The organism is Erythrobacter sp. S259, assembly GCF_057364965.1.
Window position 1 is genome coordinate 1,379,646 of the sequence record NZ_CP200286.1, and the last position, 15,592, is coordinate 1,395,237.

At 56.7% G+C, this 15,592-nt stretch carries 14 protein-coding genes; 4 read left to right on the plus strand and 10 right to left on the minus strand.

Going from position 1 to position 15,592, the window contains the following annotated elements:
* Window positions 1-25: 25 nt before the first annotated feature.
* The 8 genes from AC0V60_RS06535 to AC0V60_RS06570 all read right to left on the minus strand — a co-directional run bounded on the left by AC0V60_RS06535 (window position 26) and on the right by AC0V60_RS06570 (window position 8,492).
* Complete coding sequence (locus AC0V60_RS06535; RefSeq protein WP_486177691.1) at window positions 26-412, minus strand: nuclear transport factor 2 family protein; 387 nt, start codon at window positions 410-412, stop codon at window positions 26-28.
* Window positions 413-427: 15 nt separating this feature from the next.
* Complete coding sequence (locus AC0V60_RS06540; protein WP_486177692.1) at window positions 428-1,351, minus strand: SDR family NAD(P)-dependent oxidoreductase; 924 nt, start codon at window positions 1,349-1,351, stop codon at window positions 428-430.
* Between the two features lie 32 nt (window positions 1,352-1,383).
* Window positions 1,384-2,526, minus strand: coding sequence for a thiolase family protein (locus AC0V60_RS06545; protein ID WP_486177693.1), 1,143 nt, complete (start codon window positions 2,524-2,526; stop codon window positions 1,384-1,386).
* A gap of 2 nt (window positions 2,527-2,528) precedes the next feature.
* Window positions 2,529-2,942, minus strand: a complete 414-nt coding sequence (locus AC0V60_RS06550; protein ID WP_486177694.1) for a Zn-ribbon domain-containing OB-fold protein — start codon at window positions 2,940-2,942, stop codon at window positions 2,529-2,531.
* Window positions 2,943-3,051: 109 nt separating this feature from the next.
* The gene (locus tag AC0V60_RS06555; RefSeq protein ID WP_486177695.1) at window positions 3,052-4,341 is read right to left on the minus strand and encodes a spinster family MFS transporter; all 1,290 of its coding nucleotides are present in this window, start codon (window positions 4,339-4,341) and stop codon (window positions 3,052-3,054) included.
* Entirely contained in the window at window positions 4,338-5,105 is a 768-nt protein-coding gene (locus tag AC0V60_RS06560) for a crotonase/enoyl-CoA hydratase family protein (protein ID WP_486177696.1), read from the minus strand. The genes AC0V60_RS06555 and AC0V60_RS06560 overlap by 4 nt, the downstream gene beginning before the upstream one ends.
* A gap of 31 nt (window positions 5,106-5,136) precedes the next feature.
* Window positions 5,137-6,720 (minus strand): class I adenylate-forming enzyme family protein, encoded by a 1,584-nt coding sequence (locus AC0V60_RS06565; protein ID WP_486177697.1) that lies wholly within the window; start codon window positions 6,718-6,720, stop codon window positions 5,137-5,139.
* A gap of 212 nt (window positions 6,721-6,932) precedes the next feature.
* Window positions 6,933-8,492 (minus strand): class I adenylate-forming enzyme family protein, encoded by a 1,560-nt coding sequence (locus AC0V60_RS06570; protein WP_486177698.1) that lies wholly within the window; start codon window positions 8,490-8,492, stop codon window positions 6,933-6,935.
* Window positions 8,493-8,654: 162 nt separating this feature from the next.
* Here AC0V60_RS06570 and AC0V60_RS06575 point away from each other — a divergent pair, with 162 nt between their 5' ends.
* The 4 genes from AC0V60_RS06575 (at window position 8,655) to AC0V60_RS06590 (ending at window position 13,408) form a co-directional block, all read left to right on the plus strand.
* Complete coding sequence (locus AC0V60_RS06575) at window positions 8,655-9,791, plus strand: acyl-CoA dehydrogenase family protein (protein WP_486177699.1); 1,137 nt, start codon at window positions 8,655-8,657, stop codon at window positions 9,789-9,791.
* On the plus strand, window positions 9,788-10,936 hold the full coding sequence (locus AC0V60_RS06580) for a CaiB/BaiF CoA transferase family protein (protein ID WP_486177700.1): 1,149 nt from the start codon (window positions 9,788-9,790) through the stop codon (window positions 10,934-10,936). The genes AC0V60_RS06575 and AC0V60_RS06580 overlap by 4 nt, the downstream gene beginning before the upstream one ends.
* 33 nt (window positions 10,937-10,969) lie before the next feature.
* Entirely contained in the window at window positions 10,970-11,764 is a 795-nt protein-coding gene (locus AC0V60_RS06585; protein WP_486177701.1) for an SDR family NAD(P)-dependent oxidoreductase, read from the plus strand.
* Between the two features lie 492 nt (window positions 11,765-12,256).
* Complete coding sequence (locus AC0V60_RS06590) at window positions 12,257-13,408, plus strand: hypothetical protein (RefSeq protein WP_486177702.1); 1,152 nt, start codon at window positions 12,257-12,259, stop codon at window positions 13,406-13,408.
* Window positions 13,409-13,423: 15 nt separating this feature from the next.
* Here AC0V60_RS06590 and AC0V60_RS06595 read toward each other — a convergent pair whose 3' ends face one another.
* Both AC0V60_RS06595 and AC0V60_RS06600 read right to left on the minus strand, forming a co-directional pair.
* Window positions 13,424-13,864, minus strand: a complete 441-nt coding sequence (locus AC0V60_RS06595) for a DUF1330 domain-containing protein (protein WP_486177703.1) — start codon at window positions 13,862-13,864, stop codon at window positions 13,424-13,426.
* A gap of 2 nt (window positions 13,865-13,866) precedes the next feature.
* Window positions 13,867-15,477: a long-chain fatty acid--CoA ligase gene (locus AC0V60_RS06600; RefSeq protein WP_486177704.1), complete on the minus strand. Its 1,611-nt coding sequence runs from the start codon at window positions 15,475-15,477 to the stop codon at window positions 13,867-13,869.
* Window positions 15,478-15,592: the final 115 nt, after the last annotated feature.

Here is a 15,592-nt window from a genome sequence, read left to right on the forward strand (position 1 = left end):
CTCATTGCCCCGCCTTTAGCGCGTTCTATTGTGTAGGGAATTTCGCCGGATCCATATATTCGTCGATGCGCGCAATCTTATCCTCTTTGATGACGAAGATAATCGCGACCGGCAATGCGACCTCATGACCGCCCTTTGATCGTCCGCGAAAGACATGCTGTTGGACGAAGCCGGTCTCTGTCATTTGGCGGTCAAGTATCTCGTAGTGGAGACCTTCGATGAATTCGCAAACATATCGCAAGAGCGCCAAGTTTTCGGATTTCGACTGTCCGGTCGCTCTTTCATCAAGCGCCCTGTTGCTATGCCAAACGACGATGTCGTCGGCGTAGAGCGCCTCAACGGCGTCGATATCGCCCTTCTCAATTGCGGAGAAGAACCGATCGGCGATTGCAAAGGTTTGGGCCCTATCCATGCTTGCGCAGCTCCATCAGCTCATTCCGCCGCGCGCGCCGCCGCTGACCGTTAGGACCTGGCCTGTAACATAGTCCGAAAGCGGTGAGGCGAGCCAGAAGATCGACTCCGCTGCCTCGCGGATAGAACCTGAGCGGCCCAGCGTGATCATTGGATTTGGCTTGGTCGCGTAGATTTCTTCTTGTGTGGGCTTGTGGTCCGGATCGACCTTTACGCCCATCCGCGCAGCTTGCTTTGCCGTCATGCCGACATGGATTTTTCGGCCATCCACTTCGATGACCTCGTCTTCGGATTGCGGTTGACCAAAGCGTGTTTGGATGACGCCAAATGCGACGGCGTTGGAGTTTACGCGATAGCGCCCCCATTCCTGAGCCAGCGTGCGCATCAGGCCCAGCATCCCGGCTTTGGCCGAGGCGTAATTGCCTGCGCCCATCAGGCCCCATTGCCCGGCCATGGAGGAGACCATGATCATCTTGCGGTAATCGGCTGCTCCGCTCGCATCCTCTTTCTCAGCCGCCGCCTTGAATATCGGGGCACAGGCGCGCGAAATGCGGAACGGTACGATAAGATGGATATCGAGCATCGCCTGAAATTGCTCGTCACTCATGGAATGGATGCCGCCATCCCAGGCATAGCCAGCGTTGTTCACGACAATGTCGAGACGGCCGCGTTCCTTTGCGGTTCCGTGGACAATCTCGTCGCAGGCACCTTCGGCAATAAGATCGCCTACAAATGGGCTGGCGCTGTCTGATCCAAAAGCGCCGTTGATGTCGCGGGCCGCTTTCTGGGCTGCGTCAGCGTCAACGTCCGCGATAACCACATGGGCGCCGTTCGCAGCGAGCATCTCAGATGTCGCACCGCCTATGCCGCGGCTGCCGCCGGTGACGATGGCCACTTTGTCTTTAAGAAGATCGCTTTGAAGGCGTGGTTCAATAAGCACGAGAAATTTCCCTTGATCTGGTCGTTAACTGCTTAGTTCGACAGGACGTGGACGTAACAGACCGCGCCGACGCCAACCATGTGCGCAAGGCCATGCTTGGCATCCGGTTGTTGACGCTCGCCCGCTTCTCCGCGCAGTTGCATGGTTAGCTCACCAATTTGCCCGACCCCGGTTGGTCCGACCGGATGGCCCATCGCGATAAGTCCGCCAGAGGGGCTGATCGCGCATTGGCCGCCAATATCCCAATGGCCATCTTTGAGCATCGGGATGAATTCACCGGGATTACAGATGCCCGTTGCCTCGGCGTAAAGCAGTTCCTCTGTCGCGAAGGCATCGTGCAGTTCGATCACATCAAGGTCACCTGGTGTGATCTGAGCCTCTGCAATCGCCCGCATCATTGTCTCATTGCTAAGCGCAGTGTCCGGGTTGAGCCCTTGGTTGGCCTTCTCACTGCCCGCCGCCGATGAAGCGACGCGGATTGCCCGGGAGGGCTCTATTCCAAGGCGCTTGATCCCTTCTTCCGAAGCGACAATCACGGCTGCCGCGCCCTCGCCAATGGGACAGCATTGCAAAGCGGTTAGCGTGCCGGAAATTGGCGGCGCCCCCACCACATCTTCCAGTGAACGAACCTTCTGCCGCTGGGCATTGGGGTTTTTCGCCCCATTCGCATGGTTCTTGACTGCGATCCTGGCGATGTCTTCTGAGGCGATGCCATGGCGATGGCTGTATTCGTCGCTCAGCAGAGCAAAATGCGTGAACGGAGCGATCGCGTCATCCGCCAGATTGTCGATACCCGTTTTTGACCGGAACACGCCCTTTTTGGGCGGTTTATCGACACCAACGGCAAGGGACACATCGCTGATACCGCTGGCGACTTCGATGCAGGCATGACGAAACGCGGTCGAACCCGAGGCCGAGGCATTTTCAACGTGCACGATCGGTTTGCCCAACGCGCCAAGGTGACTAAGCATCGGGCGTCCCACCGCCATTCCGAGGAGTGCGTGAGCCACATAAGAGCTCTCAACGCCTTCCCATTCAATTCCTACATCCAAAAGCGCACCCCGGACGGCTTCTAGTCCAAGCTCAACATAGGGCGTGGCAGAGGCATGCTGGTAGCGGTGAAAACCAACGCCAACGACATAGACCGGCGCAAGATCAGAGATCAGTTTAGCCATGGTCAGTTTCCTTTCGCAGCTGGTGCAAATCGTAGGTCATGTTCGCCTTTGCCTTCGCGCGGTTGCGGCACCAGTGTCGCCTCCATCGCATCGCCCGGGGTGAGCTGCGTCCCTGGCTCCACAGCCAGCATGGTGCGCACTTTGGGACCATCTTCCAACGCAATCGAGCCAACGGTAAAGGGCGCGGGAAGAGCCGGGTTCATCGACATGAAGACAGGCGCGCTGCAAATGAGTGTGCCGCGCCCGGTCAACTTTTGCGGCGCGAGATCTTTTGACCCGCACGCCTGACAGCCATAGGTCTGCATCGGGAAAAACACAGCGCCGCAAGCGTTGCACTTCCCGCCCAAAAGCGATGGAACATTTGCGGCAGCATCAGTGCCCTCTGCGGAAAACAACGCGTCGTTTGCGCTATCCATGATTGTCTCCTTATTACGCGGCATCGTTACACGGCATCTCTTCGCATTGGCTCAGACTGCCTTCAAGTCATTTATTTGTTCACTGGCAAATATGTTGGTCCGCGTGTCATTACGCGACTGCTGGCTCCGTTTTGTCACCGGGCGCGCCCAGATGATTTCCAGCAATCCAAAAATGCACAGCGGCCCAGACGTTCACCGCCAGAAATATGCATAAGGTGTAGCGCAGCGAGTCCGAGCCATATGCAGGCTTCAGAAGATCGCTCAAAATCCCGACGCCTTGCGGGCCCAGCCCCATGCCGATGATGTTGAGCAGGAACATGGAAATCGCCGATGCCACCGCGCGCATGCGGGGTTGAACCAGATTTTGAATAAGCGCGGTTGAAGGCGCAAGATAGAAGCCGCCGAGCAGCGCGGGGACCGCATAGAAGCAAAGCGCCAACCAATAGCTGTCGATTGTGAACCAGAAAATCGAGAATGGAACCACGATCACCATGGATACTGCCATCGCCCAAGCGCGCCAACGCTCGTCAAACTGCCCGAGATAGTCGGTTATGCGGCCTGACATAAGTGTACCAATGGCTCCGCCGATACCTGCGAACAGTGCAAGGGTCAGCCCGATTTCGGTCCCGCTCAAACCGTGGGTGCGAACCAGAAATGCTGGCGTCCAGACAATCATTCCGTAGCCAACAAATCCCCCCAGAGACTTGCCGATCAAGATATGGCGGATCGCCTTGTTTTTAAGCATGTGCCGGACAGTTGGCCCAACAGAGGCTTTGTCATCAGGTGAAGATTGCGGCGGCACTGGCGGTTCGGGCACCACAAACAGCACCAGCACCCCAAGAAGGATGCCGGGTATGGCGACGATGATAAATGTCTGCCGCCAGCCGACCGTATCAAGCAGATAGCCGCCTCCAAGAAAGGCGAGGAGCACGCCAAGGCTTGCGCCCATGGCAAAGACGCTCATCGCAGTTGCCCGGCGCTTTTCATCGAACAGCGATGAGATAATTGAGATCGAGGCAGGGGTCGATCCGGCTTCTCCGACTGCCACCCCCATTCGCGCGAAAGCCATCTGGGCATAGGTGTTCACCATCCCGCACACTGCCGTCATTGCGCTCCAGACAATGACGGAGGCGGCGATGATGTTGCGGCGATACCCTTTGTCGGCAACCACGGCGATTGGGATGGCGAGGAAGGTGTAGAACACCGCAAATGCCAGTCCTACGAGAAAGCCCATCTGCGTATCTGATGCGCCCAAATCCTGTTTGATCGGCTCGAGCAAGATGCCCATGATCTGGCGGTCGAGTTGGCTACAAGCATAGACCGCGCAGAGCATCGCCACGGTAAGCCATGGCCGCGTCGTGATCGGCGTTTCCGTGGGACTTTGCGCAGCGGGGTTCATTTCCCTGTCCAGACAGGGTCCCGTTTTTCAGCAAATGCTTTGAGGCCTTCAAAACGGTCCGCCGAATTCATCATCGGTTCCACGATCGGCCCCTGTTCTTTCCAAGCCTGCTTGTCGGTCCACTGCTCGGCCACAGACCGGTAAGCCAGCGCCTTCGATGCCTTGACCGCAATCGGGCCATTGCGCGCAACCAGTTTGGCAAAGCGCGTTGCCTCATCCATCACTTCATCTGATTTCACCACGCTGTTGACGTAGCCAAAGTGATGCATGTCTTGCGCTGATCTAGGCTCAGCGGTGATCACCATTTCCATCGCGATATTATGCGGGATCCGGTGGGGCAGGCGGAAGCACCCTCCGCCCACAGCAACCAGCCCGCGCTTCGCCTCGGCAAGCCCGAAAACGGACGTTTCAGAGGCGACAATAATATCGCAGCACAAAGTCAGCTCCATCCCGCCTGCCAAGGCCTGTCCGTCAACCGCTGCGATAAGCGGCTTTTCAGGAGGCATGCTCATAATGCCGAAACCGCCGCGCTTTGGCGCAACCGCTAATTCGCCTTTCAGCGCTCCCTTAAGGTCTTGCCCTGCAGAAAAGGTCGGCCCCTTCGCGCAAATGATCGCGCAGCGAAGCTCGGTATCGGCCTCATAGTCGTCGATGATCTGCTCCATCTCCTCGGCCATCGCCCGGTTAAAGGCATTGCGCGATTCCTGACGGTCGAGCGTTATGGTCAGAATATGGTCATGCGTTTCGGTCGAAATATACGTCATCTTGCGGCCTCTCTAAATGCGTTAACGAGCGTCACACTGCGCGCTCGCGGCCTTCCCAAAAAGGTGCCCGCAAATCTTTCTTCAAAAGCTTGCCCATAGTGTTGCGCGGCAACTCTTCACGAAACTCGATAACGCGCGGCCTTTTGTATGAGGCAAGATGTTCGCTTGCGAAGTCGCGCAGGTCATCTTCGCTCAAGCTTTTACCCGGTTTAGGTTCGACAAAGGCCATGACCTTCTCGCCAAATTCTTCGTCCGGCACGCCGATCACTGCAACGTCCTGAATATCAGCATGCTGGATCAGGGCCGCCTCAATCTCAGCTGGATAGATGTTCACGCCGCCCGAAATGATCATGTCTTTGACCCGGTCGGTGATGTAAATATAGCCGTCCTCATCGAGCATCGCCACGTCGCCAATACGGAAATAGCCGCGATCATCCAGCGTATCGCTGGCGAGCAATTCAGCGTTTACATAGTTGCGGATCGTGACAGGCGTATTGATCCAAATCTCGCCAGCTTCTCCTGCGGGAAGCACATTGCCATCATCATCCCGGATTTCGATCAGCACATGTTTATGCGGCTTGCCCGACGATCCGGGTTTGAGCTTTTGCTCCTCGGGAGCCAGATTGCTGATCATGCCTACTTCGGTCGCCCCGTAGCTTTCGTGCAAGACCTCACCGAAGAATGAGCGGATCCATTCCTTTAGCGATGCTGGAACAGGGGCCGCACCAACGCCAAGCGAGCGAAGCGAAGACACATCGTATTTGTTCAGCGTTTCTTCCGGCAGGCCGTTGATCCGTTTGTACATGGTCGGAACGCCGGTCCAGAACGTGACCTTGTGTTGCTCCATCAATTGCAAAGTGCCTTCCGGGTCGAAGCGCTGTTGCAAAATCCCCGTATTGCCATTGCCTAAGGTTGCCCGAACCAAACCTGGACCAGCGCCATGGTGCATCGGCATCGAGATCAAGACCACATCGCCGGGAATTTGCGGGCGAGCGGCAGCAAGCGATTGGAAATACTCCATGATCTTTTGCATATCCGCGCCTTCGCCCGGGCTCATATTCACGCCCTTGGGAAGGCCCGTCGTGCCCGATGTGTAAATGATGAGCGGCGCCTCTCCCTTTGAGAAGCGCGCCGGGGCATCATCAACGAGAAGGTCGTCGTAAGAGACAAACTCATCGGCTGGAACGTCGAGAGAGACCTTAAGCTTGAGCGCAGCCCCTTCGAATGCGGGAAGCAATGCCGACGGATCAGCATCGTCGCAAACAAGCACTTTCGCATCACTGTTGGTGAGAACGTAGTTCACTTCGCTTGGCGTAAGACGCCAGTTCAAACCAAGGATCGAGCAGCCAAGCTTTGCCGCAGCCGAAGCGACGATGGCCCATTCCAACCGGATTTGCAGACGCGTGACGATAACGTCGCCCGCTTCCACTCCCCGTCGCGCAAAACCTTCCGCGACCTTGTCGGCTTGCGCATTCCACTCGCCGTAGGTCAGCGATTTATCGCCCTCGACAAGTGCCAATGCGTCAGGTTTTTCCGAAGCCCAATATTCGACCGTTCGCGGGGTCACAGCTTTCGCTTTTGCATCATCTGATTTGGTCGTTTCCATAGCGGCCATCGCGACTCTCCTAAGCCAAAATTTCGGTTGGCTTTTCGCACATATTTACTGTGTGTTCAACAAAGATGACCCAAAGTAAATTGGCTTCTGCATCAACGTCCTTGCAAGTCCTTGAGAACGAACTTGGCCGGACAATTTCCTTTTGCTCCACGCAGCGAGAACGCCGCCAAAAGGCTTTCAGCAACGCACCAACTCTCCAGTAAATCGACCCATCAATGAACGCGGCGCTCTTGGCCTTCCCAATACCGTTCTTTCACGACCCGTCTCAGGGTCTTGCCAACCGCGCTTTTGGGTAGGGCATCGACGAAATCGACGCTGCGCGGTGCCTTGAAACGCGCGAGGCGCTCAGAGCAATGCGCGACCAATTCCTCTTCGCTCACGTCAGCTTTGGTCACGACAACCGCCTTGACCGCCTCGCCCCATTTGTCGTCTGGTACACCAACAACAGCAGCCTCAAAGACGGCTGGGTGTTCCATCAGTGCGTTCTCGACTTCGGCTGGATAGACGTTGAAGCCGCCGGAAATGATCATGTCGGATTTGCGGTCCACCAAATACAAATACCCATCCTCGTCAATCCGGCCCATGTCGCGGGTGTAAAGCCAGCCATCCTTGATCGTATCAGCGGTCAGTTCAGGTGCATTCCAATATCCCTTCATCACCATATCGCCGCGCACGATGATCTCGCCAATGTCGCCAGCAGGAACATCATCGCCTGCTTCATCGACTATGCGAACATCCACGTCGAAAGATGGTTTCCCAGCCGATGTAAGACGGTGAACTATGGATTGATCGTTGACCGCGAGGTGATCCTCCAGTCCGAGGGTTGAAATGACCGCAGTCGATTCCGTTTGCCCATACCCCTGCGACAAGACCGGCCCGAATGCAGCAAGCGCTTGCTTGATACGCTCGGGAGCCATCGGTGCAGTGCCGTAGACGATCTTCGTAAGCGAGGAGAGATCGCGTGTCTTTATATCGGGGCATTCGAGCAGCATATTGATCATCGTCGGGACGAGCAGCACGTCGGTGACCTTGTATTCCTCGACGACCCGCAGAAAGTCAGATGGCTCGAATTTGGTAAGGAGGAGATTGCTTCGGCCAGACAGAAGGTTCGCTAATATCTGTCCGCCAGCAGCATGTGTGATAGGCGCGACATAAGCGGAAAGCCTAGCCCCCGATGCGTCAAGGCCCGGCCCGAGGAGATAGGCCCTTGTGAGGTAAATCCAGTTGCCATGCGTGAGCATCGCCGCCTTTAGAACGCCCGATGTCCCCGATGTGTAGGCAAGCTTGTACAGACTGTCTTTGTCCAGCTCCGCAGTGACCGGATCGGTGCTCCCGGCGGCTTTGAAAGCATCGAAATCCGTCCAGCCGAGGCCGGGATCAACATCGCCAACAACCACGACCTTTCGAACTCCGTCGACGCCCTCAAGGCTTGCCTTGGCAAGGTCGGCCAAACCAGCGTGGGTGAACAGGATCGAGGCTCCGCTGTCCTCAAGCATTCCCTTAAGCTCGCCTGCCGAAACGCGCGCATTGAGCGGCACTTTTACAATCCCGCTTCTCATAATCGCACCATCGACGGCAATCGCTTGATGGCAATTGGGCATTAAGATGGCCGCGCGGTCCCCCTGGTTTATGCCAGCCGCCAACATTGCATTGGCCAGGCGAGTCGCGCTCTCGCCAAGCTCAGCGTAACTGATGCGCTGCGCGCCATCGATAATGGCTTCTTTGTTTGCAAAAGCCGAAATGGCGCGGTCAAACTGAATCCCAAGGTGCATTCTTCTCTCCCAAATACGCTGGCGGCCCCTGTCCAATGCCGTGCCCGCATCCCTTCTGATCAGCCGAGTTTTCCTCAGTCTGACAATATATTTGACGGCCAACAAGTATCATGCTTGATGATGAGTCAAGAACAATGTCCCTTGGGGTGAGGAAATTCGCGCATGTACCAATTCTCGGAAGAAACGACCGCGATTGTTGATCTGGTCCGGCGATTGGTCAAAGATCATCAAGTGCCGCTTGAACGGCGCATATTGGCGGGTGAGACGCTTGTCCCTGACGACTTTGCGCCCGGACGTGACGCAGCAAAAGCGGCTGGTCTTTGGGGGCTAACAGCGCCTGCAACGCTTGGCGGAATTGAGCTGCCGATTGTCACTTATCTCGCCATCTTTGAAGAGAAATGTAAGTGCCTTGCGGAGCTTCAATTTGGCGGAAGCAGTACGCTCACCAATCTTTACGGTTTGGAAGGTGAGCAGAAGAAGCGGTATCTTGACCCGCTTCTAGCAGGCGAAAAGCGGCACTGCTTCGCTCAGACCGAGCCCAGCGGCGGCGCTGACCCTGCAATGTCCGTCAACACCAGCGCAAAGCGCGATCCGGATGGGAGCGGCTGGGTTATCAATGGCGACAAGATCTGGATCAGCAACTTTGCTCACGCGGATTATGTTTTCGTTGTTGCCCGCACCGAGAAGGGCAAAGGAGCCCCCGGTATCTCCATGTTTGGCGTTGAGACAAGCAACCCTGGTATCACGGCGCGTGAAATTCCAATGCTGGGCCAATTTAAAACTCACCAGCTGATCTTTGACGATTGCAAGGTGGACGAGCTTTCACTGATCGGCGGCGAAGGCGCTGGGTTTAAGGGGGCGCAAAAGGCCCTCTCCGCTGCGCGTTTCGAGGTCGGCGCACGTGCACTTGGCATCGCTCAGCGCTGCTACGAAATGATGGTCAACTATGCCAAATCGCGCCACGCTTTTGGCAGTGCGCTGAGCGAGAAACAGGCAATCCAATCGATGATTGTCGACAGCTGGATTGAGATCCAACAAAACCGCTTGATGATGTATGCTTGCGCAGAAAAGGCCGACCAAGGCCATGACACGCGGGTAGAGGCAAGCATGATCAAAATGGTCTGTACTGAAATGGTGGGCAAGGTGATCGACCGCGCGATCCAAATCCACGGGGGCGCTGGCGGCACCTATGAAAGCCCGCTTGCCCATTGGTTCGATGGTCAAAGGCTTGCCCGCATTTATGAAGGCCCGACCGAAGTGCACAAATACCGGGTAATGGCGCGGCAATTGCTGAAATGACGGGTGTCCTTGCCGGGGTCAAAATCATTGAAATCTCTGGGATAGGTCCGGGGCCGTTTTGCGGCATGCTGCTCGCTGACTTAGGCGCAGAGGTCATCGCGATTGAGCGTCCCGCCTCAGACATGGGCAAAGCGCGGCCGAACCAGATATACCACCGCGGCAAGCGCTCGATTGTGCTCGATCTCAAAGCGCCTGAAGCAGCTGAGGTCGTGCTCAAGCTAATCTCTGGTGCAGATGCGCTGATTGAAGGAATGCGCCCCGGCGTGATGGAGCGTCTGGGGCTCGGTCCGGATGTATGCCTGACACGCAATCCAGCGCTGGTCTATGGGCGAATGACCGGGTGGGGACAGAGCGGACCGCTCGCCCAAGCGGCGGGACACGATAGTAACTACACCTCGCTTTCCGGGGCGCTGTGGTATGCTGGAGCATCAGGCAGCGCTCCGCAGGCGCCTTCTACGGTGCTAGGCGATATTGCTGGCGGCGCGCTCTATTTGGCGCTCGGTATTCTCTCCGGGGTGCTGCGCGTGAGGTCAGGCGGACAGGGGCAAGTCGTCGATGCTGCAATCGTCGACGGATCAGCAAATCTGCTCAATCTGCTTTTGTCTATGGTGGCCGCGTCAGGCGGCGATTTTGCCCGAGATGCGCAAGGCTTCGACAATTCACACTGGGCTGGCCAAAGCTATCGGTGCGCTGATGGCGGCTGGATCAATATCGCCCCGCTTGAGCCGCAATTCTACGCCGAACTTATAGAGCGCCTTGGACTTGGCGCAGATGAGCGCTTTACAAAAGGGCAGCTCGATCCGGCCCTTTGGCCTGAGCTGCGCGATGAACTCACACAGCTTTTTGCAAGCCAGCCGCGCGCGCATTGGCAATCGCTTCTCGAAGGCACCGACAGCTGCTTTGCCCCGGTCCTTGCTCCTGATGAAGCGGCGCAGCACCCTCATATGGCGCACCGGCAAGTCTATCACCGCGTGGACGACGTGTTGCAGACCAAAGCGGCGCCTGAATTTTCACGCGATGCCAGCGCTGCTCCGCAGGCGCCCCCGCCAAGGGGCAAAGACTGGAAAGCCATTCTCAGCGGTGCCGGGTACAGCGCCAATGAGATCGAACACCTTATCGAAAATGGAACAGTGTCAGCGTCGTAAATGACGACGACGCCTATGAGAGGATCTCACCCAATGGACAAAGACATGCTCGATCAATCAGGCCGCGTTTCACTGGTAACGGGCGCGGGGCAAGGTGTGGGCAGGCAGATCGCCCTTCACCTGTCCGAGCACAATAGCGGCGGCGTTGCCGTGAACGACTACCGTCTCGACCGGGCAGAGGCGGTTGCCGAAGAAATCTGCGCGCAGGGCGGCAAGGCGATTGCGGTTCAGTGCGACGTGACCGATCTCGATGCCGTCAAGGACATGGTCGCGAAGGTCAAAGCGGACTTGGGGCCGGTTGGAACTTTGATCAACAATGCGGGCAATATGGGCGCAAATCCTACCGCCGAAGTGATGAAACCCTTCTGGGAAACCGGGCCAGATGTTTGGAACCAGTCGATTGGCGTCAATCTCTACGGCGTGATGAATTGCACCGCGGCGGTCATGCCTGATTTGATTGAGCGCGGCGCTCCGGGCCGGATCATCACCATCATCTCCGATGCTGCACGCAATGGCGATGCGGGACTCGAAATGTATGCCGGCGCAAAGGCAGGTGCCGCAGGATTCATGCGCAGCGTCGCCCGCACCGCCGCCCGGTTTCAGGTCAACGCAAACTGCATAGCAATCTCCGCCACCCGCACCCCAGCGATTGAAAAACAACTGGAGGATGCGGAACGGGTGAAAAAGATGTTCTCCCGCTACATTGTACGCCGACCTGGCGAACCTGATGATATCGCCAATATGGCGCTCTTCCTGGCCTCTGATGCGAGCTCGTGGATCAGCGGACAGACCTATCCGGTAAATGGCGGATTTACGCTGGCTCTTTGAGCGGAGTTGAGCAGTGTCGAATAGATGACACTGACTGGTCTGAGCCCCTAGATTTGCTCCAGCGATAAATAGAGTCCGACCCTGGCAAGGAGACGGACGAATGAAGCGGAGCAGGTTCAGCGAAGAGCAGATCAACGCTGTTTTAAAGTAACAGGAGAACGAGCGTCTGAAGAAGCTGCTGGCAGATTCGATGCTGGCCAACGCCATGCTCAAGGAGATCAGCACAAAACAGTTTTAGCGCCCGGTGCCAGGCGACAGGAGGTGGCTCATCTCCAGGAGATCTTCTAGGTGCGCCCCATAATCTTTTTGGCGCCGTGCCTGCATGGCGCTGGGCGTGGACCAGACCATGGTGCGCTACGTCAGTCGTCCGCCTGAATTGGCCGGGCAGATGCGGTTACTTTGACCACTTCGTAACAAAGAAAACACAAAGCAGTCAGCGGACATGTATACAGCTTGCGGCATGTTTAGGATTTGCCAGATGGAGAAAATCATATGCGGGCTTTGATCGTACTTTTCTGCTCAGCTGCAACCCTATTTGCCTGCCCGGTTCTCGCAATGCCGAATGCTTCGCCAGAGCTTTACGACTTTCTCGTGCAGGATGTTTGTATTGATGTGGAGGGCGAGGCGATCAAAGGCGATCCAGCAGTTTGCGGGAAGCGGCGGAACATCGAGATCGGTGAGCCCTCCCCTTACTTGATGACCGATTGGGACACGGCGAGCCAAATCAGTTATGCGGCGTGGAATTCTATACCGGTGCGCGGCGAAGATGGGGAGGTGCGGGTTCTGGTCTCCCGAAATCTGGACACAGATTTCGACGCTGGCTTTACCTTCTCGTTTTCTGAAGAAAGCGATAGCTTCGATCTCATTGATCTGACGCACGGCCCATATTCTTCGATCATTCGAACCTCCGATGGCGGATGTCTTGATCAGTTGTTTGCTCCCAAACTGGCGCGTGAAATCCCGCGCGGCACCCGGTTCAATAGGCGAAAACCGCGTGACAAGCGCGCGCTCAATTCCCCAGAATTGCGGGCTGGCGGATGGGTCTTGTTTCCGCTGCAAACCCCGCCAAGTGAATGGCCTGAAACAAGCAGGATCACCAATCGAAACACGCGAACACCGCTTCAACAAGAGAGCGGCTGCAATGCCGGTGGCAGTCACGGCGTGACCTTCTGGAATGCGCCGATGAACTACACGTATGAAGGCAATGAAGATGGCCGCCGCAAGACCCTTTTGTCGATCCGTTCGGACCACTTTGGGTCGCGCGATCTGTCTTCGCAGGGCAATGCATTGGAAAGGTTCTATTTCACAAAAGAGTACGGAATGACGCGCTGGGAAGCATGGATTCCGCGAAGCCGATGCACTGCGCAAACAAAGCGTGTGCTTGATGGAGCGCTCCGCTCGCAGTGCTTTCCCGAGCAAGCAAACAGGGCCCCTGCCCCCGGTCCTGAATTGAACCTTCGCGCGCGCTGCAAGGACCTGAATGTTACCAGCACCGGTCATCCCGATATCGAACGCTGGGGGGATCAGGATTGGGTTCGCGTGGATTGCCGCGACCTAACGCGCTACCTTGAACTCAGCACACCGGTGTTGATGCTGGATAAGCGCATGGCGCAGATCAATGGGGTGGATGATATAGATTACTGAGTGTGGACGCTCTCCTCAGCCAAACCCCCCGCCAGTCTCGCCCGGCTTAAAGCGCATTAAGCGGCTGTCCAGCAGGGCCGCCGTCCGGTTCACCACAGCAAGCTGGTACTCTGCATCCTTAATCATCGCAAAAAACGCACCGGAGCCGGGGTACTGCGCCACAAAACCATCGTGCCAGACCTTATCGTCGGGCTCAGGCCCCGTGACCATCGTCTGGAAAGCGCCGCGCCAAACCACGCTACCGCCTACGCCTGCAAAGATAGGCCCAGACGTCTTGCCATATTCCTCATAAGCGCGCCGCCCTGTCCACCCATTGCCATGGTGCTCATGCCCTTCCGGATATTCAGCCAACTCGCGGTATCGCAATAGGTTGAGCATATGGATCGGCTCATCGCGCGGCAGGTCTTTGAACGCCTGAAAATTGGTGGGTGATGGGTCGATATAGGTTTCGACCATGCTTATTGCTCCAGCTTGTAGCCAGAGAAACGTGCACGCAGGTCTTTCTTAGAAATCTTGCCGGTGGCCGTGTGCGGAATGTCGTCCACAAACTCGACCGCATCGGGAAGCCACCATTTGGCGATCAGCGGCTTCAAATGCTCAACGATGTGGTCACCCGTGACGCTAGATCCTTCGTTTCGGACCACGAACAGCACAGGCCGTTCATCCCATTTGGAGTGGTACATGCCAACACAGGCCGCCTCGGCGACTTCCGGATGACCTACCGCAGCGTTCTCAAGCTCGACCGAGCTGATCCATTCGCCGCCTGATTTGATAACATCCTTCGTGCGGTCGGTCAGTTGCAGCGTGCCGTCAGGGTGGATGATTCCAACGTCGCCGGTATCGAACCAGCCATCCTCATTGGTGGCATCGTTCTCCGCCTTCAAATAGCGCTGGATAATCCAAGGTCCGCGGATTTGCAGCGCGCCAGAGGCCTCCCCATCGCGCGGCAATTCGGTGGTCATATCGTCGAGATCAACAATGCGAAGCTCCACGCCAAAGATCGGCCGTCCCTGCATCGCGGTCTTATCGACCTTTTCTTTGAATGAAAGCTGATCCCAATCCCAGGTTGGCCCGCCAACTGTGCCAATCGGTGAAGTCTCCGTCATACCCCAAGCGTGCTGAACCCGCGTGCCGTTTTTCATCAGGCGCTCAATCATGAAGCGCGGGCAGGCTGAACCGCCAATCGTCGCCGCTTTCAAAGGCGGCAGGTCGATGCCTTCCTTGTCGCAATATTGGAAGTGAGCGAGCCAAACGGTTGGGACACCTGCGCTGTCTGTCACCCCTTCGCGCAGCATCAGCTCGTGCAGAACCGCAGGGTCATTGACCGCAGAGAACACAAATTTGATCCCCGCCATTGCGCCTGCATAGGGCAGCCCCCAGCTGGCCGCATGGAACATTGGCACCACCGGCAGCATGACCGAAGAGCCCGAGAAATTGAAGGTTGAAGGCTGCAATCCGGAAACCGCATGAAGCACTGTCGAGCGGTGTTCGTACTGCACGCCTTTGGGATTGCCCGTTGTCCCTGAGGTGTAGCAAATCATGCAAGGATCTCGCTCGTCACCGGCAAACCATTCGTATTTGCCGTCTTGTGCGCCGATCCAGTCTTCGAAGGACTGAGAGTGCTCATCTGAATCGTAGCAAACATAATGCTCAATCGTGGTCCAGCGGTCTTTCATGTTGTCGACTATCGGCTGGAAAGCTGCATCGTAGAGAAGCACGCGGTCTTCAGCGTGGGTGACAATATATTCCAGTTGGTCTTCGAAAAGCCGCGGGTTCACCGTATGGAGCACCCCGCCCATCCCTGCGACACCGTACCAGCTCACCAAATGGCGCGAATGGTTCATCGCAAGGCTCGCCACGCGCTCACCCGGTTTAATGCCGAGAGCTTCCAGCGCCTGCGCCATTTTTAAGGCATCGGTGCGAATGCCGGCCCAATCGGTGCGTGTCTCGCTGCCATCTGCCCAGCGTGTGACAATTTCGCGGCCACCTGCCTCTCTTGCGGCATGGTCAATCACATGAGTGATCCGCATCGACCAATCCTGCATCGCGCCAAGTGTCTGTGTGGGCATGGGTATCTCTCTCCCTCAATCGCTTATTTGGCAGCCGCGTCGCTGCTGTTATTAGGACAGATAATGGCGCGGCGCGATTGCCTTGGCAATCGTCATTTTTGCAGGATCAAATCGC